The 25,275-nt window shown below is 59.1% G+C and carries 21 protein-coding genes, 5 tRNA genes and 1 pseudogene; 18 read left to right on the top strand and 9 right to left on the bottom strand.

Annotated elements, in window-relative coordinates; genetic code table 11:
* Position 1: 1 nt before the first annotated feature.
* A pseudogene (locus JFT91_RS22805) lies at positions 2 to 3,219 on the top strand (transporter substrate-binding domain-containing protein).
* A gap of 4 nt (positions 3,220 to 3,223) precedes the next feature.
* Here the strand turns inward: JFT91_RS22805 and dkgB are convergent.
* A complete protein-coding gene (gene dkgB, locus JFT91_RS22800) occupies positions 3,224 to 4,027 on the bottom strand; it encodes a 2,5-didehydrogluconate reductase DkgB (RefSeq protein WP_201233925.1) in 804 nt (267 codons plus the stop codon).
* Between the two features lie 242 nt (positions 4,028 to 4,269).
* On the opposite strand from dkgB, the gene JFT91_RS22795 reads away from it, so the two are divergent.
* Both JFT91_RS22795 and JFT91_RS22790 read left to right on the top strand, forming a co-directional pair.
* On the top strand, positions 4,270 to 5,136 hold the full coding sequence (locus JFT91_RS22795; protein ID WP_201233924.1) for a pirin family protein: 867 nt from the start codon (positions 4,270 to 4,272) through the stop codon (positions 5,134 to 5,136).
* Between the two features lie 197 nt (positions 5,137 to 5,333).
* Positions 5,334 to 6,776 (top strand): mechanosensitive ion channel family protein, encoded by a 1,443-nt coding sequence (locus JFT91_RS22790; protein ID WP_201233923.1) that lies wholly within the window; start codon positions 5,334 to 5,336, stop codon positions 6,774 to 6,776.
* An 11-nt stretch (positions 6,777 to 6,787) separates the two neighbouring features.
* On the opposite strand, the gene JFT91_RS22785 is transcribed toward JFT91_RS22790, so the two are convergent.
* On the bottom strand, positions 6,788 to 7,369 hold the full coding sequence (locus JFT91_RS22785; protein WP_201233922.1) for a GNAT family N-acetyltransferase: 582 nt from the start codon (positions 7,367 to 7,369) through the stop codon (positions 6,788 to 6,790).
* Positions 7,370 to 7,498: 129 nt separating this feature from the next.
* Between JFT91_RS22785 and xth the strand changes: the two genes are divergently transcribed.
* Together xth and JFT91_RS22775 are read left to right on the top strand one after the other, a co-directional pair.
* Complete coding sequence (gene xth, locus JFT91_RS22780; protein ID WP_201233921.1) at positions 7,499 to 8,293, top strand: exodeoxyribonuclease III; 795 nt, start codon at positions 7,499 to 7,501, stop codon at positions 8,291 to 8,293.
* Positions 8,294 to 8,393: 100 nt separating this feature from the next.
* A complete protein-coding gene (locus tag JFT91_RS22775; RefSeq protein ID WP_201233920.1) occupies positions 8,394 to 9,221 on the top strand; it encodes an arylamine N-acetyltransferase family protein in 828 nt (275 codons plus the stop codon).
* Positions 9,222 to 9,223: 2 nt separating this feature from the next.
* Here JFT91_RS22775 and JFT91_RS22770 read toward each other — a convergent pair whose 3' ends face one another.
* Positions 9,224 to 9,547 (bottom strand): BrnA antitoxin family protein, encoded by a 324-nt coding sequence (locus JFT91_RS22770; RefSeq protein WP_201233919.1) that lies wholly within the window; start codon positions 9,545 to 9,547, stop codon positions 9,224 to 9,226.
* A gap of 3 nt (positions 9,548 to 9,550) precedes the next feature.
* Positions 9,551 to 9,835, bottom strand: a complete 285-nt coding sequence (locus JFT91_RS22765; protein WP_201233918.1) for a BrnT family toxin — start codon at positions 9,833 to 9,835, stop codon at positions 9,551 to 9,553.
* A gap of 255 nt (positions 9,836 to 10,090) precedes the next feature.
* Between JFT91_RS22765 and JFT91_RS22760 the strand changes: the two genes are divergently transcribed.
* The gene (locus tag JFT91_RS22760) at positions 10,091 to 11,614 is read left to right on the top strand and encodes a nucleobase:cation symporter-2 family protein (RefSeq protein WP_201233917.1); all 1,524 of its coding nucleotides are present in this window, start codon (positions 10,091 to 10,093) and stop codon (positions 11,612 to 11,614) included.
* A 171-nt stretch (positions 11,615 to 11,785) separates the two neighbouring features.
* Here the strand turns inward: JFT91_RS22760 and JFT91_RS22755 are convergent.
* Positions 11,786 to 11,861, bottom strand: a tRNA-Asn gene (locus tag JFT91_RS22755).
* A 220-nt stretch (positions 11,862 to 12,081) separates the two neighbouring features.
* Here JFT91_RS22755 and JFT91_RS22750 point away from each other — a divergent pair.
* Positions 12,082 to 12,312: a hypothetical protein gene (locus JFT91_RS22750; RefSeq protein WP_201227183.1), complete on the top strand. Its 231-nt coding sequence runs from the start codon at positions 12,082 to 12,084 to the stop codon at positions 12,310 to 12,312.
* Here the strand turns inward: JFT91_RS22750 and JFT91_RS22745 are convergent.
* Both JFT91_RS22745 and JFT91_RS22740 read right to left on the bottom strand, forming a co-directional pair.
* Positions 12,309 to 12,509 (bottom strand): hypothetical protein, encoded by a 201-nt coding sequence (locus JFT91_RS22745; protein WP_201227182.1) that lies wholly within the window; start codon positions 12,507 to 12,509, stop codon positions 12,309 to 12,311. The genes JFT91_RS22750 and JFT91_RS22745 overlap by 4 nt on opposite strands.
* A gap of 229 nt (positions 12,510 to 12,738) precedes the next feature.
* Positions 12,739 to 13,935 carry an amino acid aminotransferase gene (locus JFT91_RS22740; RefSeq protein ID WP_201227181.1) on the bottom strand — a complete coding sequence of 399 codons (1,197 nt, stop codon included), beginning with the start codon at positions 13,933 to 13,935 and terminating at the stop codon, positions 12,739 to 12,741.
* Between the two features lie 336 nt (positions 13,936 to 14,271).
* On the opposite strand from JFT91_RS22740, the gene uvrB reads away from it, so the two are divergent.
* Positions 14,272 to 16,287 carry an excinuclease ABC subunit UvrB gene (uvrB, locus tag JFT91_RS22735; RefSeq protein WP_008083013.1) on the top strand — a complete coding sequence of 672 codons (2,016 nt, stop codon included), beginning with the start codon at positions 14,272 to 14,274 and terminating at the stop codon, positions 16,285 to 16,287.
* Between the two features lie 114 nt (positions 16,288 to 16,401).
* Here the strand turns inward: uvrB and JFT91_RS22730 are convergent, their stop codons facing one another.
* Positions 16,402 to 17,952, bottom strand: coding sequence for an MDR family MFS transporter (locus JFT91_RS22730; RefSeq protein ID WP_201233916.1), 1,551 nt, complete (start codon positions 17,950 to 17,952; stop codon positions 16,402 to 16,404).
* Positions 17,942 to 18,991 (bottom strand): HlyD family secretion protein, encoded by a 1,050-nt coding sequence (locus JFT91_RS22725; RefSeq protein ID WP_201227179.1) that lies wholly within the window; start codon positions 18,989 to 18,991, stop codon positions 17,942 to 17,944. The genes JFT91_RS22730 and JFT91_RS22725 overlap by 11 nt, the downstream gene beginning before the upstream one ends.
* Before the next feature lie 228 nt (positions 18,992 to 19,219).
* Here JFT91_RS22725 and gltX point away from each other — a divergent pair, with 228 nt between their 5' ends.
* The 10 genes from gltX to JFT91_RS22675 all read left to right on the top strand — a co-directional run bounded on the left by gltX (position 19,220) and on the right by JFT91_RS22675 (position 25,225).
* Positions 19,220 to 20,701, top strand: coding sequence for a glutamate--tRNA ligase (gene gltX, locus JFT91_RS22720; RefSeq protein ID WP_201227178.1), 1,482 nt, complete (start codon positions 19,220 to 19,222; stop codon positions 20,699 to 20,701).
* A 256-nt stretch (positions 20,702 to 20,957) separates the two neighbouring features.
* A tRNA-Ala gene (locus JFT91_RS22715) sits at positions 20,958 to 21,033 on the top strand.
* Positions 21,034 to 21,113: 80 nt separating this feature from the next.
* Positions 21,114 to 21,189 (top strand) — tRNA-Glu (locus JFT91_RS22710).
* A 52-nt stretch (positions 21,190 to 21,241) separates the two neighbouring features.
* Positions 21,242 to 21,317, top strand: a tRNA-Ala gene (locus JFT91_RS22705).
* 80 nt (positions 21,318 to 21,397) lie between these two features.
* Positions 21,398 to 21,473 (top strand) — tRNA-Glu (locus JFT91_RS22700).
* Positions 21,474 to 21,655: 182 nt separating this feature from the next.
* Positions 21,656 to 22,195 carry a TetR/AcrR family transcriptional regulator gene (locus tag JFT91_RS22695; RefSeq protein WP_201227177.1) on the top strand — a complete coding sequence of 180 codons (540 nt, stop codon included), beginning with the start codon at positions 21,656 to 21,658 and terminating at the stop codon, positions 22,193 to 22,195.
* A gap of 30 nt (positions 22,196 to 22,225) precedes the next feature.
* A complete protein-coding gene (locus JFT91_RS22690) occupies positions 22,226 to 23,059 on the top strand; it encodes an alpha/beta fold hydrolase (RefSeq protein ID WP_201233915.1) in 834 nt (277 codons plus the stop codon).
* Positions 23,060 to 23,106: 47 nt separating this feature from the next.
* A complete protein-coding gene (locus JFT91_RS22685; protein WP_201227175.1) occupies positions 23,107 to 23,556 on the top strand; it encodes an acyl-CoA thioesterase in 450 nt (149 codons plus the stop codon).
* Between the two features lie 141 nt (positions 23,557 to 23,697).
* Entirely contained in the window at positions 23,698 to 24,657 is a 960-nt protein-coding gene (locus JFT91_RS22680; protein ID WP_201233914.1) for a tRNA dihydrouridine synthase, read from the top strand.
* Positions 24,658 to 24,778: 121 nt separating this feature from the next.
* Complete coding sequence (locus JFT91_RS22675; RefSeq protein WP_201202272.1) at positions 24,779 to 25,225, top strand: Hsp20 family protein; 447 nt, start codon at positions 24,779 to 24,781, stop codon at positions 25,223 to 25,225.
* The last annotated feature ends 50 nt before the right edge of the window (positions 25,226 to 25,275 follow it).

Genomic DNA, 25,275 nt, shown 5'->3' with positions numbered 1-25,275 from the left:
CATGATCCGCGGCGTTCAGGTTTGCGGGTTGTGGCTGAGCCTCGTGGTTTCTTGTTGGGCCAATGAAGCGCCACAGGTGCTGGAGGTGCTGACCCGCGCCAGCGTGGAAAATATCAAGGTTCGTCTGGACGAACAGGATCGGCAATGGCTGCGCCAGCATCCGCTATTGCGCATGGGCATTTCCGGGCCCGATTACCCACCTTTCGAGATCACCCGCAATCAGCATGAGCTGGAAGGGCTCACGGCCGATTACGCTGACCTTCTGGCGCAACTGCTCGGCACCGGTATTGAAGTGCGGCGCTTTGCCAACCGGGATTTGGTGATGGCGGCACTCAAGCGTGGCGACCTCGATCTGTTGGGAACGTCGAACAGTTTCGAGACAGCCGATCCCGCGTTCATTCTGTCCCGCGCCTACGCTGAAGATCAGCCGATGCTGGTGACGAGGCTCGATGAAACCTTGCCCGCGAACCTAGCGGGCAAGCGCGTAGCCATGGTCGAGGATTATCTGCCACTGGCGACCGTGCAGGCGTTCTACCCCGAGGCGAGCGTGCAACGTTACCCCTCGGCGATGGACGCTCTCGGCGCTGTGGCATTCGGCGCCGATGACGTGTACCTGGGTGACTTCATCAGTGCCAACTATTTGATCAACACCAATTATCGCAACGACTTGCATCTGGCGGGACCGGCAGGGCTTGATGCCAACGCGTTCGGCTTTGCGATGTTGCGGAGCGAGGCGCGCCTCAAACGCCTTGTCGACAAGGCGTTGGCCAGCATTCCCATGAGCCAGCGACACCGCATAGAGCTGCGCTGGAGTGCCGGACCTGCCGAAATGGCCGGGCAGGCACGGGTGCAATTGAGTGCCGCCGAACAGCATTGGCTGGATCAACATCCGGTGGTGCGCGTGGGCGGCATCGAAGACTTCGCACCGCTGACTTTTTTGATGCCGATGGCCGATTCAGCGGGTTGTCGGCGCAACTGCTGAGCCTGATCAGTCAACGCAGCGGATTGAATTTCGACATCGTCCGTGGCGTCTCACTGGATCGCCAGATTGTGCAGTTGCAGGCCGGTGAACTGGATGTGCTGCCCGTGGTGACACCCAGCAGTGAGCGGGAAAGCGAACTGCAATTCACCCGCGCCTATCTGAACAATCCGTTCGTGCTGGTCGGTGCAACGACTGCGCAGAGCCCACGCAATCTTGACGATCTGGCGGGCAAACGCCTGGCCATTTATCGCGGTCACCCGTTGCGCGAATACCTGCAGCAGCGCCTACCGCGAATACGCTTCATCGAAGTCGCGAGCCCCGCCGAAGGCATGGCAATGGTTGCCAAGGGACAGGCTGACGCCACCGTAAGCTCATTGCTGGTGGCGCGTTACCTGATCGCCCGTCTTTACCGCGAGCGTTTGCGCATCATCAGCACCGTCGGTGATCAACCGGCACGTATTGCACTGGCCACTGCGCCGCAGGCTGCAGCGTTGAATTCGATCCTGAACAAGGCCCTGCTGAGCATCGCTCCGCAGCAGATGGACGAATTGGTTGAACGCTGGAGCCATGATGTGGTGGTCGATGACAGCTACTGGCTGCGTCATCGCCGCGAGATAATCCTCGGATTTGCCGGTGCGGCGGGCTTGCTGGTGCTGGCGCTGGGCTGGATCGGATTTCAGCGCTGGCAGATCCGTCAGCGTCAGCAGTGGTTGCAGCAATTGCAGCAAGCCAAGGAAGCGGCAGATGACGCCAACCGGGCCAAGACCACGTTTCTGGCGACCATGAGCCATGAAATCCGCACACCGATGAATGCGTTGATCGGCATGCTCGAACTGGCCTTGAAACGGGCCGAGGAGGGCGTGACCGATCGTCTGGCGATTCAAGTGGCCTCCAACGCCGGGCAACAATTGCTGGCATTGATCGGCGACATTCTTGACATCGCACGGATTGAAACCGGGCATCTGTCCCTGGCCCCTGAACGGGTCAATCTGCGTGAACTGGTGGTGTCGGTCTGCCGGGTGTTCGAGGGACTGGCGCGGCAGAAGCGCCTGCTGTGGCACATCGAGCTCGATGCATGCAGCGACGTCGATGTGTTGATTGATCCGACGCGCTTCAAGCAGGTGCTATCGAACCTGCTGAGCAACGCCATCAAGTTCACTGAACAGGGCGAGGTGAGTCTGCGACTTGCGCTGACGGTGACCTGCGCCGAGCGCGTGGCGGTGAAGGTTTTCATCGAGGACAGCGGAATAGGCATCAGCGCGCAGGATCGGCAGCGCTTGTTCAGTCCGTTCGTGCAAGCGAGCAATACCGCGCAACCGCTGCGCAGCGGCGCCGGGCTGGGCCTGGTGATCAGTCGCAGTCTCTGCGAAATGATGGGCGGTGCGTTGCGCCTGGACAGCGAGCCAGGTCACGGAACGCAAGTCGAAGTCAGTCTCGAACTGCCGCTGCTGGCCGCACTCGCGCAAGCACCTGCGCCCGTTGCAACACCGGACGCTGGCGGATGCTCACTGAGCGTTCTGGTGGTCGACGACCATCCGGTTAACCGTTTGTTGCTCTGCTGGCAGTTAAGTGAACTCGGCCACCGCACGGTTGATACCGAGGACGGTCATGCAGGGCTGGAGCGTTGGCGGGCACAGCCGTTCGATGTGGTGATCACCGACTGCAACATGCCCCGGCGCAATGGCTACGAACTGGCTGTGGCCATTCGTGAGGAAGAGGCTGCGAGCGGGCAGGCACCTTGTCTGATCCTCGGGTTTACCGCCAACGCACAGGTTGAAGAAAAGCTGCGTTGTCTCGAAGCCGGCATGGACGAATGCCTGTTCAAACCGATTCGCTTGCACGATTTGCAGCAGGCGTTGAATGGCGCCAGTCGTTGCGACATAGAGGTCGAGCCGATCGAGGAAGATCCACTGACAGAAATTGATCTGAGTACGCTGGAACAAATGGCGGGCAGCAATCACTCACTGATCGAGCATCTGCGCGGGGAAGTGCTGAGCAGCCTGCACCATGATCTGCAGCGACTGGACAATCTGCACCATGAGCATGACCGCGAAGGGTTACGCGATCTGGCGCATCACATCAAGGGCGGTGCACAAATGGTCGGCGCGGCACGGGTAGTGTCTGCATGCGCCGACCTCGAACAGGCTTGCCGGGATGGTGAAGGTGTCGCGCTGGTCATGAGCGTCGATGCATTGCGCGAGGTCATGCAGGGTCTCGCGCAACGTCTTCAGGCCTGAACAATCAATCCCAGTGCGGTGCGATGCCTTTCGGGCTTGTCAGACGATGGCCGCGCTCAAGCGAAGCAATCAGTGCCATGTCAGCGTCACTCAATGTCAGTGCGCTGGCGCCGAGGTTGCTTTGCAGGTTGGCGCGCCTGGTTGAAGAAGGGATCACCGCGTAGCCCGATTGCATCGCCCAGGCGAGGGTAACCTGTGCCGGAGTAGCGTGCAGGCGTTCGGCGATTTGTTTGATCAACGGGTCCTTCAGCACTTCGCCGTAAGCAAGGGTCATGTACGACGTGATTTGAATACCCTGGCTGTGGGCGAACTCGGCCACCTGACGGTTTTGCAGGTACGGGTGCAGCTCGATCTGGTTGGTCGCGATGTTATCGGCGCCGACGGCTGCGATGGCCTGTTTCATCAGGTCGATGGTGAAGTTGGACACGCCGATCTTTCGGGTCAGACCTTGACGCTTGGCTTCCAGCAGCGCCCCCATGAACTCTTCGACCGGTACTTGATCGTCCGGCGATGGCCAGTGGATCAACGTCAGGTCGAGGTAGTCGGTTTGCAGTTTTTGCAGGCTCTCTTTGAGGCTGTCGATCAGACGATCCCTGGCGAAGTTGGCCACCCAGATCTTGCTGGTGATAAACAACTCTTCGCGCGGGATGCCGCTGGCGGCGATGGCCTGGCCGACGTCGGCTTCGTTTTCGTAGATCTGTGCGGTGTCGATGACCCGGTAGCCGAGTTCGAGGGCGGTGCTCACCGAGTCAATGACGACCTGGCCTTGCAGGCGAAAGGTACCGAGGCCGAAGGCGGGAACAGACATTGTGGACTCCAGGGTTGCAGTGGGAATGGGCAGGAGTATCCGCGTCTGCATCCATGAGAAAAACCGTCGGTGAGACAAAGCACCTTTGCCCGCAGGTCATGAATCTTTTGCAGAACTCAGAACCGGATCATGGCTGACTGTTCTCCTCATGGAACGCTGAGGGCGATTTTTGCGGTCTAGTGCATTAATGGTTGTGGATTTATGCTTAATCCATCGCGTCACTTACCCCATTGGAGACAACCATGAAAAACATCATCGGTATCTACACCAGCCCGCGGGGCCATTGGGTCGGCGATGGTTTCCCGGTTCGCACGCTGTTTTCCTACGATAACCTGGGCCAGCACATCAGCCCTTTCCTGTTGCTCGATCATGCCGGTCCGGCTCAATTCACCCCGACCACCGAACGCCGTGGCGTGGGTCAGCATCCGCACCGTGGTTTCGAAACCGTGACGATCGTTTACGACGGCGAGGTGCAGCACCGCGACTCGACCGGCAGTGGCGGCACCATCGGCCCGGGCGATGTGCAGTGGATGACCGCGGCTTCGGGAATTCTCCATGAAGAATTCCATTCGGAAAACTTCGCCCGAACCGGCGGCAAACTGGAAATGGTCCAGTTGTGGGTCAACCTGCCGGCCAAGGACAAAATGGCCGCGCCGGGCTACCAGACGATCCTCGATGGCGACATTCCGAGCATTGCGCTCAAGGACAACGCCGGCAGCCTGCGTTTGATCGCCGGTGAGTTCGATGGCCACAAAGGCCCCTCGCGAACCTTCACGCCAATCGATGTGTGGGATCTGCGTCTGAACGCCGGCAAGTTGCTGACGCTGGATCTGCACGAAGGGCGTAACACTGCACTGGTGGTGCTCAAGGGCTCGGTGCAGATCAATGGAAAGGAATCGGCGGAGCAAGGGCAACTGGCGTTGTTCGAACGCGATGGTCGGCAACTCACCCTCGAAGCCAGTCAGGAAGCGGTGGTGCTGCTGCTCAGTGGCGAGCCGATCGACGAACCGATTGTCGGTCACGGGCCGTTCGTGATGAACACCGAGCAGGAAATCCACCAGGCGTTCGCCGACTTCCAGTCCGGACGCTTTGGCCGGATGCACGGCTGATACAAACCCCTGTAGGAGCTGCCGAAGGCTGCGATCTTTTGACTTTGTTTTTAAAAATCAAAAGATCGCAGCCTGCGGCAGCTCCTACAGTTTTTTTGTTGCCAGTGAGAGGGTGTTCATCCTCTGAAATCAATTGCTCCTACACTGAGCCCAATCTGTGCGATCTTCTCGCGACTGGTTCCCGTCGGAGTTGTTTGATGCTGTCACTGCTGACCGAACATCCGTTGTTTTGCGCGTTGATCCTGATCCTTCTTGATCTCGGTCTGTGGCGCTTGATCAGTTCCCGTGGCAGCGAGTGGAAACTGCTGGTGCGGGTGCTGATTTTCAGTTTGTTCAGCGTCCTGCTGTTCAACGAAGGCCTCAACCCGATGGAGCCTGCGCCGTGGGCCGACAACGTGGCTTTGCACCTGGCGGCGACCGGGTTGCAGATCGGCTGGTGGCTGTTCGGTGCGCGCACGCTGACGGTGTTGCTCGGTGCGGTGATGATGCAGCGGGTCGGCCACACCGGGCGGCTGTTGCAGGATTTGCTCGGCGCGGTGATTTTCCTCATCGCGATTATCGCGGCGCTTGCCTACGTGCTGGATCTGCCGGTCAAAGGTGTGCTGGCGACTTCCGGTGCGTTGGCGATCATCGTCGGTCTGGCGTTGCAGAGCACGCTCAGCGACGTGTTTTCCGGGATCGTCCTCAACACCACCAAGCCTTATCAACTGGATGACTGGATTTCCATCGACGGCACCGAAGGCCGGGTCACTGACATCGATTGGCGTGCCACGCGCCTGCAAACCAGCCAGGGCAGCATGGCGGTGATTCCCAACTCGCTGGCAGCCAAAGCCAAGATCATCAACTTCAGCCGGCCGAGCAACATGTTCGGCGTTTCGGTCAGCGTTCAGGTCAGCCCGCATGCGCGGCCCAACTCGGTAATCGAGGCGCTGGAGCGGGCGATGCAGGGCTGTCGCCAGTTGCTGGACACCCCAGCGCCAAGTGTGGCGCTGAAAAGCTCCGACAGCAGCGGCGCGGAATACGAGATCAGTGGCTTCGTCGCCTCGATGGGCGAGAAGCGTGTGGTGCGCAATCAACTGTTCGATCTGGCCTATCGGCACTTGCAGGCGTCGGGCGTCAGTTTGCTGTCGAGCAATGAAACCAATGTTCCGGCCAACCTTTCGCGGCCTCGGGCACTGCTCGACAGCTCGCCGATTTTTTCGACGCTGCGCCAGGAAGAGAAAGAAACCTTCAGCCAGAACATGACCCTGCAAACCTTCCGTGCCGGCGAGACCATCCTTGCGGCGGGGGAGGTCAGCGATCATTTGTTCATCATCGAGTCCGGCGTGGTTACGGTAGCCCTGACCCGGCACGGCACGCCGTTCGAATCCGGCCGCATGGGCCCGGGCGAGGTGATCGGCGAGGCGGGGATTCTTTCCGATACGTCGGTGCCGGCGACGTTTGCCGCGAAAACCTTCTGCGCCATGTATCGCATCGAAAAGACTTACTTGAAGCCGTGCCTCGATGCCCGTCACGACATCAGCGATGCGATGAAAACCTTGCTCGATTACCGTTTGCACAAAGCCCAGTCACTGACCGAAGAGGTGCCGGTGGTCGTGGCGAAAAAGGGCTTCTTGCAATGGTTGCGCAATCGCGCCTGAACACCTTGGCGTTACGCGTAAGCAGCGAGCTTCTGTTCCAGGTGGCGGCGCACTTGCGGCCACTCGTCGTCGATGATGCTGAAGCGTACGGAGTTGCGCTTGCGACCGTCCGGCATGATCCGTTCATGGCGGACGACGCCTTCCTGCTGCGCGCCGAGACGCAGGATCGCGTTACGTGACTTCTGGTTGTTCTCGTCGGTGGTGAATTGCACGCGCACGCAATCGAGCACTTCAAAGGCGTGACGCAGCATCAGGTACTTGGCTTCGGTGTTGACGAAAGATTTCTGCCAACTTGCGGAAATCCAGCTGCTGCCGATTTCCAGCTTGCGATTGAGCGGGTCGATCTTCCAGAAGCGCGTTGAGCCAATCACTTCGTTGCTGTCTCGCAGCACGATGACGAACGGCATTACCGTCCCGGCTTCACGGCCGTCGAGCGCTTTTTGCAAGTAGCTGTCGACGGTGCTGGCCGAAGGCACGACGGTGACGGTGAGGTTCCACAACTCGCCATCGGCCGCCGCGTGGAGCAGGGCGTCGGCGTCGGAAAACTGAAGCGGGCGCAGAAGGATGCGCTGACCTTGCAGTGTGGTTTGCATGGGATTCAGGTCTCGGCAGAGCAGGCGAATGGCGAGCGCCTATTACGCCGCAGCAGGCTGATCCGATGCAACCGCCACGATGTTCACGAGGTCACAATTTTCACAGCCCATGGGCAGGAGCCTCAGCCGATGAAAAACCTGCGGATCGCCACCTACAACGTCAACGGGTTACGCGCGCGTTTGCCGAACCTGCTGGACTGGCTCAAGCGTGAGCAACCAGACATCGCTTGCCTGCAAGAGCTGAAAATGGTCGACAGTGCATTCCCCGCTGCGGAGCTGGAGGCCGCCGGCTACGGCGCGATCTGGCAGGGCCAGGCCTCGTGGAACGGCGTGGCGATTCTCGCCCGTGATGCGCAACCGCTGGAGAGTCGGCGCGGTTTGCCGGGCGATCCCGACGACAAGCACAGCCGCTATCTGGAAGCGGCGGTGCACGGCGTGTTGGTCGGTTGCCTGTACCTGCCCAATGGCAATCCGCAGCCGGGGCCGAAATTCGATTACAAACTGGCGTGGTTCGAACGGCTGATCAGCTACGCAAAAGACCTGCAAAGCAGCGATCACCCGGTGGTGCTGGCCGGCGACTACAACGTCGTGCCCACCGACATGGACATCTACAACACCCGCTCATGGCTCAAGGATGCACTGCTGCAACCCGAGAGCCGGGAGTGTTATCAGCGTTTGCTCGATCAGGGCTGGACCGATTCGCTGCGACATCTGTATCCCGAGGATCGGCTCTATACGTTTTGGGACTACTTCCGCCAACACTGGCAAACCAATTCCGGGCTGCGCATCGACCATCTATTACTCAACCCGGCGCTGAGTCCGTATTTGCACGAGGCCGGAGTAGACGCCTGGGTGCGCAATGAGCCGCATGCCAGTGACCATGCGCCAACGTGGATCCGCATCGGCTCGCGCAAGCGCCGATAGCGTTGATTGGCGAAATCAATTGTCGTCAGCAGTGACTGATCCCGTATACATGTCGGCCATCGGCGGAGCGATCCGCAGCCATATGCAAAAGGATTGAGCCATGAGCGAGCCACGCCTGACACATTTGCATCTCTATCTGCAGCGTCTGGGCTTCGACGCACCACCGGCGCCAACATTGCAGACCCTGCGTCAATTGCAGTTGCGCCACACCGGCGCCTTTCCCTTCGAGAACCTGTCGACGATCAGCGGCGAGCCGGTGTTGATCGACCTCGAATCTGTCGAGCAAAAGGTTCTGCAAGACGGCCGCGGCGGTTACTGCTACGAACTGAATAATCTGTTTCTGGCGCTGTTGCAGGAACTGGGGTTCGACGCTCGGGGTATCAGTGGGCGAGTAGTCATGGCACAACCCGAAGGCACCTGGACAGCGCGCACGCATCGCTTGAGCCTGGTGATCCTTGATGGTGTGCGCTACATCACCGATGTCGGGTTCGGTGGCATGGTGCCGACTGCACCGCTGATTCTTGACTCTGAAGCGGAACAACTTACCCCACACGAACCTTATCGCATCGAAAAACAGGCCGATGGCTACATGCTGCGGGCGAATGTCGCGGGTGAATGGCGCTCGATGTACCTGTTCGACCTGCAACGTCAGGAAGACATCGACTACACCATTGGCAACTGGTACGTCTCGACCCACCCGGACTCACCATTCGCCAAGCGCCTGATGGTCGCGCGTACTGGCGATGGCTGGCGGCGCACGCTTAACAACGGCAGTTTTGCGATTCATCGCATGGGCGCTGATAGCGAGCGGCGTGAATTGACCAGCATCGATGAGCTGATCGATGTGCTGACTACGGAGTTCGATCTGCACGTTCCGGACCAGCCGTCAGTACGCCGCGCGTTTGAACGACTGATCGTGCCGGCCTGAGGCTAGGGTTTGGCGTCCGGCTCGAGCATCCGGCGAATCTCTCCGGCCGCTGCCGAGAGCTTTTTTTCAAGGCTTTTGAGGTCGGTGGCGGTGAGGCCTGCTCCGAGTGGCGTCGGCTGTTCGTTCTGCTCCTGCTTGCCGGTGTCGAGCAGGACATGGCGCAGTGTGTTGTTGATCACCGTCTGATAACCAAACCCTTCGTTCTCGGCCACCGTGCGGGCAGCTTCGATGACGGCATCGTCAAGCATGATGGTGATGCGCGTTTTGCCCTTGCTGGACGCTACGGCGCCGCGTTTGCCCTGGGTGAAGTCATATTCGTCTTTCATCGGTCAAGCCTCCAGAAAATAAGCGCAACGCTCGCTCGGTGTGGCGACACGTGCAGAAATGATTCGAACGACATTCGCCTCGCGGTAACTGTACGTAACAACCAGCAAGCGCCCCCTGCCGTCGAGGCCGAGGCTGATCCAGCGTTGTTCGTCATGGTCGTTGTCCTCAATCGTCAGCGCTCGTTCGTCGTGAAAGACCGCTTCGGTCTCGGCGAGGCTGACACCTTTGTGCTTGAGTTTGTTGGCTGCGTTCTTGCTTTTGTCGTACTGAATGTCAATTGACTTCATTATGCATACTTTATATGTATATAAAAGCAGCGCGACGGCACCGTCGGTCGCCGTGAACACTTCAGCGTAGTGGGGGTGGGCGTAGGCGCCGGAGGGGATGTGTTGCCGGATTTGTGGGGGATGGAAGCCGCGGGATAGAAGCTTGGGTGGCTACCTATCCATTATGTGACTGATAAGTTGTATACAACTCTATGGACATTTGTCCCGAGTATTGAATACAGTGTGCGCATAACAAAAACCAGGGAACCCCCCACCATGAAAACGCCCCATGTTTCACACCAACGGCCCGAGGACGAAAATCTCGGGGTCGGCGCGAATATGGCTTACGGCCTGCAACATGTTCTGACCATGTATGGCGGTATCGTCGCGGTGCCACTGATCATCGGTCAGGCGGCCGGGCTGTCGCCGGCTGACATTGGTTTGTTGATTGCTGCTTCATTGTTTGCGGGGGGGCTGGCGACGCTGCTGCAAACCCTGGGTCTACCGTTTTTTGGCTGTCAGTTGCCGCTGGTACAGGGTGTGTCGTTCGCCGGCGTTGCGACCATGGTCGCGATCGTCAGCAGTGGCGGGGAGGGTGGCTTCCAGTCGGTGCTGGGCGCGGTGATGGCGGCCTCATTGATCGGTTTACTGATTACCCCGGTGTTCTCGAAAATCACCAAGTTCTTCCCTCCCTTGGTCACTGGCATTGTGATCACTACCATTGGCCTGACGTTGATGCCGGTGGCCGCGCGCTGGGCCATGGGCGGCAACAGCCATGCGCCGGACTTCGGCAGCATGCAAAATATCGGGCTGGCGGCGGTGACGCTGCTGTTGGTGCTGGTATTGAGCAAGATCGGCAGTTCGACCATCTCGCGCTTGTCGATCCTGTTGGCGATGGTGATCGGCACGCTCATCGCGGTGGTCTGTGGCATGGCCGACTTCTCCAGTGTTACACAGGGGCCTATGTTCGGCTTCCCGACGCCGTTCCACTTCGGCATGCCGACCTTCCACGTTGCCGCCATCCTGTCGATGTGCATCGTGATCATGGTGACGCTGGTGGAAACCTCGGCGGACATTCTGGCGGTCGGTGAAATCATCGGCACCAAGGTCGATTCCAAGCGCTTGGGCAACGGTCTGCGTGCGGACATGCTGTCGAGCCTGTTTGCGCCGATTCTCGGTTCGTTCACGCAAAGCGCTTTCGCCCAGAACGTCGGGCTGGTGGCGGTGACCGGGATCAAGAGCCGTTATGTGGTGGCCACTGGCGGTATCTTCCTGGTGATTCTCGGCTTGCTGCCCTTCATGGGGCGGGTCATCGCGGCAGTGCCGACTTCAGTGCTTGGCGGCGCCGGTATCGTGCTGTTCGGTACCGTGGCGGCGAGCGGGATTCGCACGCTGTCGAAGGTTGATTACCGCAACAACGTCAACCTGATTATCGTCGCGACGTCGATCGGTTTCGGCATGATTCCGATTGCTGCGCCGAACTTCTACGATCACTTCCCGAGCTGGTTCGCGACCATTTTCCACTCGGGCATCAGCTCGTCGGCGATCATGGCGATCCTGCTGAACCTGGCGTTCAACCACTTCACCACGGGTAACTCGGATCAACAGTCGGTGTTTGCCGCAGCGGATGAGCGCACCTTGCGCTTCCGTGATCTGGCGGCGCTGCGTGAAGGCGATTACTTCAGCGAAGGTAAACTGCGCGATTGCGATGGTAATGAAGTGCCGGTGATCGAGCCGGATGATCACGACCATGGACATGGCGCGCCGAAAGCGCAGGCGAAAAGCAGCGAGCATGTCTGACTGCGGTAGCTGAATGGAAAAGGGCCGACCTGTTAAACAGATCGGCCCTTTTTCATTTCGAGATCAAAAGAGCGCAGCCTTCGGCAACTCCTACAGGGATCGGTGTTCTGTGAGCTTTTCGAGCGCCCACAAAAAAGCCCCTGAATCTTTCGATTCAGGGGCTTTGCTATTTGGCTCCACAACCTGGACTCGAACCAGGGACCCAATGATTAACAGTCATTTGCTCTACCAACTGAGCTATTGCGGAATTGGTGCGTATGTTACTGATTCAAAAAGAGAAGTCAAGCGTCAGTTGTGAAATTTAGTGATTCGGCTGGATCAACGCTGGTTTGTCAGCGATTGGCGGTTACCAGAATCGCAGCAGAGGTCTACCATGGCCGCCCGGAAGTGGTCACACGCGCTACCGGCCATCCGCCGAAAAAGGTACGCGCCATGAAGTTTTCATCCTGCAACCACGAGGTGCTCGCATGAGCATCGCGCAAATCAGCCTGCCAAAAGGCGTCGGTCCCCACGCCGAAAAACTCCTCGACGCAATCACCCAGGCCAGCACCGTTGAAGAATTGAACCGTGCGGGCGGCAAGGCCGAAGGGTTCGTCCTCGGTCTGGAAAGCGCCAAGGCGATCAAGAGCCAGATCGCCGAATCGATGTATGTCGCTTATGACGATGCCGCCAGTCAGCGCGCGAGTGAACTGGCTTAACTGCCGAAGGTAAGGGTGCCGAGCAGCAGTTTGGCGTAGGCCGCCGTCACCGCCAGTTGCACCAGCCACAACGCCAGCCCACCGAGAAACACCCCGGCCGCCACTTGCAGCACCAGGCTTTTTTCGCGTTTGGCCGGGGTGCGGGGGATGAAATCATCCAGGTCATCACGGTCAGCGCGCAGGTTGTCGTTTTTCATTTGGCTTCTCTCAAAAATCCCGGATAAACACAAAACCTGTAGGAGCAAAGCTTGCTCGCGAAGGCGTCAGGTCAGTCGCCATTATCATCGGCTGACTCGACGCCTTCGCGAGCAAGCTTTGCTTCTACAGTTTTGAGTTGTTTGCAGTTTAGAGGGTGTAGAGCAGTTTCCGTGACGAATAAAAAAACGGGAAGCACTCAGGCTTCCCGTTTTTCATCACGCCGTGAAATCAGATGACCTGAACGATCGCGTCCGTCACAGCCTTGATGTTGCTCTGGTTCAACGCAGCCACGCAGATGCGGCCGGTGTCCAGGGCGTAGATGCCGAACTCGTTGCGCAGGCGATGCACCTGTTCAGTGGTCAGGCCGGAGTAGGAGAACATGCCGCGCTGACGGCCAACGAAGCTGAAGTCACGCTGTGGCGCTTTTTGCGCCAGCAGGCTGACCATTTGCTCACGCATGCCGCGAATGCGCAGGCGCATTTCCGCCAGCTCCGCTTCCCACTGCGCGCGCAGTTCCGGGCTGTTCAGCACAGCGGCGACGATGCTTGCACCGTGGGTCGGCGGGTTGGAGTAGTTGGTGCGGATCACGCGTTTGACCTGCGACAGTACGCGCGCACTTTCTTCTTTCGATTCGCTGATGATCGACAGGGCGCCAACGCGCTCGCCGTACAGCGAGAACGATTTCGAGAACGAGCTCGATACGAAGAAAGTCAGGCCGGATTCAGCAAACAGACGCACAGCGGCGGCGTCTTCGTCGATGCCGTCACCGAAACCCTGGTAAGCCATGTCGAGGAACGGCACGTGACCTTTGGCCTTGACCGCTTCCAGCACGTTGTTCCAGTCCGCCGGGCTCAGGTCGACGCCGGTCGGGTTGTGGCAGCAAGCGTGCAGCACAACGATCGAGCCGTTCGGCAGGGCGTTGAGGTCTTCGAGCAGGCCGGCACGGTTCACATCGTGGGTGGCAGCGTCATAGTAACGGTAGTTCTGCACCGGGAAACCGGCGGTTTCGAACAGCGCGCGGTGGTTTTCCCAGCTCGGGTCGCTGATCGCGACAACGGCGTTAGGCAGCAGCTGCTTGAGGAAGTCGGCACCGATTTTCAGTGCGCCGGTCCCGCCGACAGCCTGAGTAGTGATGACGCGACCGGCGCTGATCAGCGGCGAGTCGTTACCGAACAGCAGCTTTTGCACAGCCTGGTCGTAGGCAGCGATGCCGTCGATCGGCAGGTAGCCACGGGATGCGTGCTGAGCAGCGCGAACGGTTTCGGCTTCGATTACGGCGCGCAGAAGTGGAATTCGCCCCTCTTCGTTGCAGTAAACACCCACGCCCAGGTTGACCTTGTCGGTCCGGGTATCGGCGTTGAATGCTTCGTTGAGGCCCAGGATTGGATCGCGGGGTGCCATTTCGACAGCGGAGAACAGGCTCATTATTACGGCGGCTCTGAATGGATAGTGGAGGGACGTGTGGCGCTCCAGCCGAATGCACTAGAGCGGTGCACAAACGGGGAGCTAGTATAGAGGCCATCTGCGAGCAATGGCGACAGGCGATTCGGCTTTTACCCCAAGTTTTTCCGATTATTTCTCGACCGTTAGTCGATTGGCCGTGTCAGATTCTTTACCCGATGTAGGACGTTTGCCTTGAAAGGTCAGGCAATCGCCACCACATTGAGCACAATCCAGGTTTTTTCTTGCGCGACGTCGGTCGTTTGCGGTCGTCCCCGTGGTGCTCCGCTTTGCTCGGAACGCCGCGACCCAGAGGTGTATATGTCCGAATTCCAGCTCGTCACCCGCTTCGAACCCGCCGGCGATCAACCGGAAGCCATTCGCCAATTGGTTGAGGGCATCGAAGCCGGTCTGGCGCACCAGACGTTGCTCGGTGTGACCGGCTCGGGCAAAACCTTCAGCATCGCCAATGTCATCTCGCAGATACAGCGCCCGACCCTGGTGCTCGCGCCGAACAAGACCCTCGCCGCGCAACTGTATGGCGAATTCAAGGCATTCTTCCCGAACAACGCCGTCGAGTATTTCGTTTCTTACTACGACTACTATCAGCCCGAAGCGTATGTGCCGTCGTCCGACACCTTCATCGAGAAGGATGCGTCGATCAACGATCACATCGAACAGATGCGTCTATCGGCGACCAAAGCGCTGCTGGAGCGCAAAGACGCGATCATCGTCACCACGGTGTCGTGCATTTACGGTCTCGGTAGTCCGGAAACCTATTTGAAGATGGTGCTGCACGTCGATCGTGGCGACAAACTCGATCAGCGTGCGCTGCTTCGCCGGCTGGCTGACTTGCAATACACCCGCAATGACATGGATTTTGCCCGCGCGACGTTCCGCGTGCGCGGCGATGTGATCGACATCTACCCGGCGGAATCCGATCTGGAAGCGATCCGCATCGAGCTGTTCGATGACGAGGTCGAGAGCATCTCCGCGTTCGATCCGCTGACCGGCGAAGTCATCCGCAAGATGCCGCGTTTCACCTTCTACCCGAAGAGTCACTACGTGACGCCGCGCGAGACCCTGCTCGACGCCATCGAGCACATCAAAGTCGAATTGCAGGAGCGCCTCGAATACCTGCGCAGTAACAACAAACTGGTCGAAGCCCAACGTCTGGAGCAGCGCACCCGTTTCGACCTGGAGATGATCCTCGAACTGGGTTACTGCAACGGCATCGAAAACTACTCGCGCTACCTGTCCGGACGCCCGGCCGGTGCAGCGCCGCCGACGCTTTACGATTACCTGCCGGCCGACGCCTTGCTGGTGATCGACGAATCCCACGTCAGCGTGCCGCAGGTCGGCGCGATGTATAAGGGCGACCGTTCGCGTAAAGAGACGCTGGTCGAATACGGCTTCCGTCTGCCGTCGGCACTGGACAACCGACCGATGCGTTTCGATGAGTGGGAAGGGGTGAGCCCGCAGACCATTTTCGTCTCGGCAACGCCGGGCAACTACGAGGCTGAGCACGCCGGGCGCGTGGTCGAGCAACTGGTGCGTCCGACCGGTCTGGTCGACCCGCAGATTGAAGTCCGCCCGGCGCTGACTCAGGTCGACGATTTGTTGTCGGAAATCTCCAAGCGCGTCGCCATTGAAGAACGGGTGTTGGTCACCACGCTGACCAAGCGCATGGCCGAAGACCTGACCGATTACCTCGCCGACCATGGTGTGCGCGTGCGTTATTTGCACTCGGACATCGATACCGTTGAGCGCGTCGAGATCATCCGCGACCTGCGTCTCGGCACCTTTGACGTGCTGGTCGGGATCAACCTTTTGCGCGAAGGCCTGGACATGCCGGAAGTGTCGCTGGTGGCAATTCTCGACGCGGACAAAGAGGGCTTCCTGCGTTCCGAGCGCTCGTTGATCCAGACCATTGGCCGGGCGGCGCGTAACCTCAATGGTCGAGCGATTCTCTACGCCGATCGCATGACCGGCTCAATGGAGCGGGCGATTGGCGAGACCGAGCGTCGTCGTGACAAGCAGATCGCCTTCAACCTCGAAAACGGCATCACCCCGAAAGGCGTGTTCAAGGACGTCGCCGACATCATGGAAGGCGCCACCGTGCCGGGCTCGCGCAGCAAGAAGCGCAAAGGCATGGCCAAGGCTGCCGAGGAAAACGCCAAGTACGAAGCCGAATTGCGTTCGCCGAGCGAGATCACCAAGCGTATTCGTGCGCTGGAAGAGAAGATGTATCAGCTGGCGCGGGATCTGGAATTTGAAGCGGCGGCGCAGATGCGTGATGAAATCGCCAAATTGCGCGAGCGGCTTTTGGCTGTCTGATCTCTGTTGCCTGATCTGGCCTCTTCGCGAGCAGGCTCGCTCCCACATAGGTATTGTGTCGTTCAAAAATCCCCTGTGGGAGCGAGCCTGCTCGCGAATGGCGGCAACGCGTTCTTAATGAGACTCCCCAGCCTTCAGCCCTTGCGGTAATTTCCTGGTCAACAGAATCGCCAGCATACTGATCCCCAGCGCAATCCCGACAAAGTGAAACGCATCGTTGTAGGCCATGATCGCCGCCTGCTGATGGACGATCTCGCTCATCTTGCCCAGCGCCGCCGTGTCACTGCCAAACCGGTCTGTCATCGACGCCATGCGCTCAGCCACCTGCGGGTTGGTCGGTACAATCGCCTCACGCAAATAATCGAAGTAGGTCTTGGTCCGCGCATCCAGTAGTGTCGCCAGCAGCGCAATGCCGATCGCACCGCCGAGGTTGCGCAGGATGTTGAACAGGCTCGACGCCGACCCCGCATCCTGCGGCAGGATATAAGCGGTGGCGATCAGCGAAATGGTCACCATGATCAACGGCTGCCCCAGCGCCCGAATGATCTGGATCTGATTGAACTGCGGCCCGGCAAAATCCGGGTTGAGCACGCCCGAAGAAAAACTCGCCAAGCCAAATAACCCGAAACCCAAAGTGCACAGCCATTTTGGCGAAATGAACGTCATCAGCTTCGGCACCAGCGGAATCAGAAACAGCTGCGGCACGCCCATCCACATGATCACTTCGCCGATCTGCAAGGCGTTGTAGTTCTGGATCTGCGCCAGATACAGCGGCAGCAGATAGATCGAACCGTACAACCCGACGCCCATGCCGAGGCTGGAAATACTCGACAGGCCGAAGTTGCGATTACGCAGAATGCCGAGGTTGATCAGCGGATTTGGCTTGGAGATCTGCACGATGACAAAGGTGATCAGGCTCAGCAGGGCAATGCTGCCCAGTGTCACGATCAGGCTCGATTCCAGCCAATCCTTGCGATGCCCTTCTTCGAGAAATACCTGCAAGCAACCGAGGCCGATCCCCAATGTGAGGATGCCGGTGTAGTCGGTGCTCTTGAGCAATTCCCAGTGCGCTGCTTTCTTTTCCAGTCCATACATCAGCCCGGCGATCATGATCAGCCCCGGCGGAATGTTGATGTAGAAGATGTATTCCCAGCCCCAGTTTTCCGTGAGCCAACCGCCCAGCGTCGGGCCGATGGACGGCGCAAACGTCGCGGTCATGGCAAACATCGCCATGCCTTTGGCGCGGTGGTGTTCGGGGAGTTTGATCAGCGTCAGGGTGAACGCCAGCGGGATCAGCGCGCCGCCGGTGAAGCCTTGCATGGCGCGGAAGACGATCATGCTCTCGAGGCTCCAGGCCATCGAGCACAGTAGCGATGAAACCAGAAAACCCAGCGACACCCATACCGCCAGTCGCCGTGCCGAGAGCAACTGCACCAGCCAGGCGGTCAGCGGGATCATGATGATTTCCGCGACCAGATAAGAAGTGGAAATCCACGAACCTTCTTCAAGCGTCGCCGACAGGGCGCCCTGGATGTCTTTAAGCGAAGAGTTGGTGATCTGGATGTCGAGCACCGCCATGAAGGCGCCGAGCATCACGCTCATTACCGCGATCCAGTCGCGCCGGGTCGGTTCGCCGACCGGGCGGATCAGCGAATCACCGGCCATCGTCTGGGGCGTCTTTGATGTTCACGGTGGCGGTGACGGACATGCCCGGACGGATTTTGCCGCGCAACGGGTTATCGGCTTTGAAGGTGAGTTTCACCGGAATCCGCTGCACGACTTTGGTGAAGTTGCCGGTGGCGTTATCGGGTGGCAGCAAGCTGAACTGCGCACCGGAGGCGGCGAACAGACTGTCGACTCGCGCCTCGATCGGCGTGTCGCTGTAGGCATCGAAGGTCAATTCGGCTTTTTGTCCGGGCTGCATATGACCGATCTGGGTTTCCTTGAAGTTGGCCTGTACCCAGATGTCTTCGTCCGGGACGATCGACAGCAGATAGGCGCCGGCCTGGACCACCTGACCGTTGCGTGCGGCGCGCTGGCCGACCAGGCCGCTGATCGGTGCGTGGATTTCGCTGCGGGTCAGGTTGAGTTGGGCCTGAGCGATATCGGCGCGGGCATTGGCGATCTGCGCATCGAGGCGTTTGATTTCGGCGCTCAATGCGTTCACTTGTTGGCGCTGACTCTGCGCATCGGCCTGGGCCTTGGTGACTTGCGAGCGGGCAATGTGGGCGTCGGCGGCGAGGGTGGTTACGCGCTCTTCGGAAACGTAGCCGGGTTTGCGCAGGGTTTCCGCCCGCGACAAATCCATCTGAGAGCGGCCGAGGGTTGCTTGGGTGGTCGCCACTTGTGCATCGCTGGAGGCGATCAGACTGGCTTGCTGAGTGAGCTTGCTTTGCGCCTGCAAGCGTTCGGCCTCGCGAGTGGCAAGCGCGGCATTGGCGCGATCGACCGCCAGACGAAAATCGTCGCCTTCGAGGCGCACCAGCAACTGGCCTTTTTCGACGTGCTGGTTGTCCTGCACCAGTACGTCGTCGATGCGCGCGCTCAACTGGCTCGACACACGGGTGATTTCGCCCTGGACATAGGCGTTGTCGGTGCTTTCATAAAAGCGCCCCTTGAAAAACCAATGGGCGAAGAAGCCCCCGGCAATCAGCAGGACGAGCAGTAGAAAAATGAACAGGCGACGCTTGAGTTGGGCAGGCATGGGCAAACTGTAGTCGAGTAATTGTAAGGAAAGTTATCAGCCGGTGAATCTCGCATACAGCCGATAAACGGTAAATGCCCATGGTTGATATTCGGCCATTCACCACGGCTCACGGGCGTTACAGACGCAAACTTGGCTTAAATGCCCTGCCTGCTGGAGCGGGGCGGGTGTCGCCTGTTACCATTCGCCGCTTGATTGTTTTGCTTTTCATTCTTTTCGAGACATGCCATGACCACCGTCCGCACTCGCATCGCGCCATCGCCTACCGGGGACCCCCACGTAGGTACCGCTTACATCGCATTGTTCAACTACTGCTTTGCCAAGCAGCATGGTGGTGAGTTCATCCTGCGGATCGAAGACACCGACCAGTTGCGTTCGACCCGCGAGTCCGAACAGCAGATCTTCGATGCCCTGCGCTGGCTGGGTATCGACTGGAGCGAAGGCCCGGACGTTGGCGGCCCGCACGGTCCATACCGTCAGAGCGAGCGTGGCGACATCTACCAGAAGTATTGCCAGCAACTGGTCGACATGGGCCATGCGTTCCCATGCTTCTGCACTGCTGAAGAATTGGACCAGATGCGCGCCGAGCAAATGGCTCGCGGCGAAACCCCGCGCTACGATGGCCGCGCGCTGCTGCTGTCGAAGGACGAAGTCGCAGCCCGCCTGGCCGCCGGCGAACCGCACGTAATCCGCATGAAAGTGCCGAGCGAAGGCGTCTGCGTGGTGCCAGACATGCTCCGTGGTGACGTCGAGATCCCGTGGGATCGCATGGACATGCAAGTACTGATGAAGACCGACGGTCTGCCGACGTACTTCCTCGCCAACGTGGTCGATGACCACCTGATGGGCATCACCCACGTCCTGCGTGGCGAAGAGTGGCTGCCATCGGCGCCGAAACTGATTCTGCTGTACGAGTACTTCGGCTGGGAACAACCAGAGCTGTGCTACATGCCGCTGCTGCGTAACCCGGACAAAAGCAAGCTGTCCAAGCGCAAGAACCCTACTTCGGTGACGTTCTACGAGCGCATGGGCTTCATGCCGGAAGCGATGCTTAACTACCTCGGCCGCATGGGCTGGTCGATGCCGGACGAGCGCGAGAAGTTCTCGCTGCAGGAAATGGTCGACAACTTCGACCTCAAACGTGTTTCCCTCGGCGGGCCGATCTTCGACATCGAGAAGCTGTCGTGGCTCAACGGCCAGTGGCTGCGTGATCTGCCGGTGGAAGAGTTCGCCAGCCGTTTGCAGACCTGGGCGCTGAACCCGGAATACATGATGAAGATCGCGCCGCTGGTGCAGGGCCGCGTTGAAACCTTCAGCCAGGTTGCACCGCTGGGTGGGTTCTTCTTCGCCGGAGGCGTCAATCCGGATGCCAAGCTGTTCGAATCGAAGAAGCTTTCGGGCGATCAGGTTCGCCAGTTGATGCAGTTGATCCTGTGGAAGCTGGAAAGCCTGCGTCAGTGGGAGAAGGACAACATCACCGCAACGATTCAGGCAGTGGTTGAATCGCTGGAGCTGAAACTGCGTGACGCGATGCCGCTGATGTTTGCTGCGATCACCGGTCAGGCGAGTTCGGTGTCGGTGCTCGATGCGATGGAGATCCTCGGCCCGGACCTGACCCGTTTCCGTCTGCGTCAGGCGATTGACCTGCTGGGCGGCGTATCGAAGAAAGAAAACAAAGAGTGGGAAAAGCTTCTGGGCGCCATCGCCTAAGCGCTTAGCCCCCTGTAGGAGCTGCCGCAAGCTGCGATCTTTTGATCTGGATCTTTAAAAAGCCACATCAAAAGATCGCAGCCTGCGGCAGCTCCTGCAGGTCCGAGTTCTATCCCGAGTGCCGGATTTTCGGGAGGAGGGCGGTAAGTGGTTGTTATGCCGACAAAAAATTTTGAAAAATTTCAAAAATAAGTTTGACAGGCTTTCGATACGCCCTTAAGATTCGCCCCGTCCTCAGCGATGACATCAACGATGAGGGGCTATAGCTCAGCTGGGAGAGCGCCTGCATGGCATGCAGGAGGTCAACGGTTCGATCCCGTTTAGCTCCACCAATTTTACACTTCGAGGTCTGGCCACACCGGCCTTGAAGCGATCAACACTCAGTGTTGGTCTGTTGTATAGAAGGGTTTGCGTCCCCTTCGTCTAGTGGCCTAGGACACCGCCCTTTCACGGCGGTAACAGGGGTTCGAGTCCCCTAGGGGACGCCAGTTTTACAGAAGTGATGTTGCAAAATGTCACTCCGCCGCGAGGCGATAAATCGGGGCTTTAGCTCAGCTGGGAGAGCGCCTGCATGGCATGCAGGAGGTCAGCGGTTCGATCCCGCTAAGCTCCACCAATTTTACAAGTTCAAGGTCTGGCCACACCGGCCTTGAATCGATCAGCTCTCAGCACTGATCAGTTGTATAGAAGGTTTGTGTCCCCTTCGTCTAGTGGCCTAGGACACCGCCCTTTCACGGCGGTAACAGGGGTTCGAGTCCCCTAGGGGACGCCACGATTACCCGCTCTGCGGGATTTTATAAGGGTCATTCAATTATTGAATGGCCCTTTTGTTTGTCTGGCGTTTGGCCAATTCTCCTTTTTCCTTACACTGTGCTTCAGACCAGCGGTCATATTCTTGACTTGCAGAATATTATTATGCGAATAATATTCTAGTCGTAATATTCGGAGGCAACGATGAACGATAAAAAAGCTCAAACCCGCGAACGCATCCTCAAGGCTGCCAGCGCCGCACTGATCCAGCGTGGCCCGGCCGACCCGAGCGTGGGCGAAGTGATGGGCGCAGCCGGCCTGACGGTTGGCGGTTTTTATGCGCACTTCGAAAGCAAGGACGCAATGATGCTGGAAGCGTTCAAGCAGCTGCTGGGTCGCCGTCGCGACCTGATTGCCGACATGGACACCGAACTGACCGGCGAAGAGCGTCGCGCCTTGGTCGCCGCGTTCTACTTGTCGCGCAAACACCGTGATTCCAGTGAAGCGGCATGCCCGATTCCAGCCTCGATCGGCGAATTGGGTCGTTTGCCGGAATCGTTCCGCATTGCGCTCAATGAGCACCTGGAACTGATGATTGCGCAGTTGGCGTCCAGCCCTGAAGACACCGACAAAGCCTTGGCCGACGTGGCCTTGATGGTGGGTGGTCTGGCACTCGCGAGAGCGCTTGGCCCTGGAGATTTGTCCGATCGATTGCTGCGCGCTGCCAAGTCGGCCGTGCGTTGACCTGAAGGCAGCAGGCCTGAGGAGAGAGCGATGAACACGTTGAAGTGGGTTCGTGGCGTTAACGGCACCTTGGGCTGGATTGCACCGAAACGCGTGGCGAGCAAAATGCGTGTGGCGTTCATGACGCCGCGGTCGCTACCTCTGCGGGATTGGGAGTTGCCGTTGCTGGCCAATTCCGAACGGATCACGTTGCGCTTCGGCCTTTCAGCGTTGCGCTGGGGTCAAGGCCCGACGGTGCTGCTGATGCACGGTTGGGAAGGGCGCCCAACCCAGTTCGCCGCGTTGATCACGGCGTTGGTCGATGGCGGTTATACCGTCGTCGCGCTCGATGGTCCGGCCCACGGCCGTTCGCCGGGGCGTGAAGCCAATGTCGTATTGTTCGCTCGGGCGATGCTCGAAGCCGCTGCCGAGCTACCGCCGCTGCAAGCGGTCATCGGTCACTCCATGGGCGGCGCCAGCGCCATGCTCGCCGTGCAATTGGGCTTGCGCACGGAAACCCTCGTCAGCATTGCCGCCCCTGCGCGAATCCTCGGCGTATTGCGTGGGTTTGCCCGCTACGTGGGCATGCCGCCGAGAGCGCGTTCCGCGTTCATTCGTCAGGTTGAGCAGGATGTCGGCATGCGCGCCGCCACCCTCGATGTCGCCCACTATCAATTGGATATGCCCGGCCTGATCGTACATGCCGAGGACGACAACTTTGTCTCGGTCAAAGAGTCGCAACTGATCCACGAAGCCTGGTTCGACAGCCGTTTGCTGCGTCTGGAAGGTGGCGGTCATCAGCGTGTGCTGGCCGACCCGCGGGTGATTGATGGCGTGTTATCACTGCTGGCCGGCCGCAGCCTCCAGGCGCGCCAATCGGCGTGAGCTCCGTTACACTGCCCCGGTTGAAATAATTTGACCGGGAGTGGGGCATGGGCTGGGATCGGGCAACGCCGTTTACCATTGATCTGCAAGTAGGCGCCGAGGACATCGACGGGCTGGGCCACGCGAACAACGCGGTCTACGTCACCTGGCTCGAACGCTGCGCCTGGCGGCATTCGCAGCGTCTAGGACTGGATCTGGTCGAGTACCGGCGTCTGGATCGGGCGATGGCGGTGGTGCGCCACGAAATCGATTATCTGGCGGCCGCCTATGAGGGGGACGAGTTGCAATTGGCGACCTGGATCGTCGATTGGGATCAGCGTCTGAGGATGACCCGGCATTTCCAGCTCAAACGCCCGAGCGACAACACCACGCTGCTCCGTGCGCAAACCACCTTCGTCTGCATCGAGCTGTCCACGGGCAAGCCCAAGCGCATGCCCGCCGAATTCATCGACGGCTACGGCCCGGCGATCCAGCCCTCAGAATCTGCCCAAATTTAAACTGTAGGAGTGAGCCTGCTCGCGATAGCAATGTGTCAGCCACACCGCTATCGCGAGCAGGCTCACTCCTACAAGGGATCTGCGGTTTTTCTCGTAATCCAGTAAACTGCCGCACGTTTTTTCTTTAAGTAGTGTTTCCCCATGCAAATTGCTCTGGCGCCCATGGAAGGGTTGGTCGACGACATCCTGCGCGACGTGTTGACCCGCGTTGGCGGCATCGATTGGTGCGTGACCGAATTCATCCGGGTCAACGATCAATTGCTCACGCCAGCCTACTTCCACAAGTTCGGCCCGGAACTGCTCAACGGCGCTCGCACGGCGTCGGGCGTGCCATTGCGTGTGCAACTACTCGGTTCCGACCCGGTGTGCCTGGCGGAAAACGCAGCGCTGGCCTGCGAACTCGGTTCTGAGGTAATCGACCTCAACTTCGGCTGCCCGGCCAAGACCGTGAACAAGTCCCGTGGCGGCGCGGTACTGCTTAAAGAGCCCGAACTGCTCAACCAGATCGTCGAGCACGTGCGCCGCGCTGTGCCTGCGCACATTCCCGTCACCGCGAAGATGCGCCTCGGTTTCGACAGCCCGGACGGCTCGCTCGTCTGCGCCACGGCATTGGCCGAAGGTGGCGCCGAACACATCGTGGTTCACGCCCGAACCAAAATGGACGGTTACAAACCACCAGCGCATTGGGAGTGGATTCCGCGCGTGCAGGACGTGGTCAAGGTGCCGGTGTTTGCCAACGGTGATATCTGGAGCGTCGAAGACTGGCGCCGTTGCCGGGAAATCAGTGGCGTAGAAGACATCATGCTCGGCCGTGGCCTGGTCTCGCGCCCGGATCTGGCCAGGCAGATCGCTGCAGCGCGCGCCGGTGAGGAAGTCGTCGAGATGACCTGGGCCGAGCTGATGCCGCTGATGCAGGACTTCTGGTTACAGGCCAAAGCGCAAATGACTGCGCGTCAATCACCGGGCCGTTTGAAGCAATGGCTGGCGATGCTGACGCGCAATTATCCCGAAGCCACCGAGCTGTTCACCGTCTTGCGTCGTGAGACGGAACCGGATCATGTCTCGCGGTTGCTCGGTCTGCCGGTCGTTGAAGCAGCGTGAAAAAAATCTGCAAATAATCTCTTGAAATCAAATTGGCGGCCCCTATTTAAGGGTTACGCGATGCCGAATTCGGGTCGCGGATACACAAAACCTTGCTGATTGTTTTCAGGAGATTTGAACCATGAGTACTGCATTTTCCCTCGCACCACTGTTCCGTTCCTCGGTAGGCTTCGACCGTTTCAACGACCTGTTCGAAACCGCCCTGCGCAACGAGCCTGGTAGCACCTATCCGCCTTACAACGTGGAAAAGCACGGTGACGATCAATATCGCATCGTCGTTGCCGCGGCCGGTTTCCAGGAAGAAGACCTGGAGTTGCAAGTCGAGAAGGGTGTGCTGACCATCAGTGGTGGCAAGCGTGATGCCAACGAAGGCGTGACCTTCCTGCACCAGGGCATCGCCCAGCGTGCATTCAAGTTGTCCTTCCGCCTGGCTGATCACATCGAGATCAAAGCCGCCGACCTGAGTAACGGTCTGCTGAGCATTGACCTGTTGCGTGTGGTCCCGGAAGAAGCGAAGGCCAAGCGCATCCCGATCAGCGGGACGCAAAAACCGGCTCTGCAGCACTGATTCAGTTGCAGATAAAAGCGTCTGAATGGGCGCTGAGCCGCTGAACGAAG

This window comes from Pseudomonas sp. TH08, from assembly GCF_016651275.1.
In the GTDB taxonomy this organism is placed as follows: domain Bacteria; phylum Pseudomonadota; class Gammaproteobacteria; order Pseudomonadales; family Pseudomonadaceae; genus Aquipseudomonas.
This window is presented reverse-complemented; position numbering and strand designations above follow the sequence as displayed.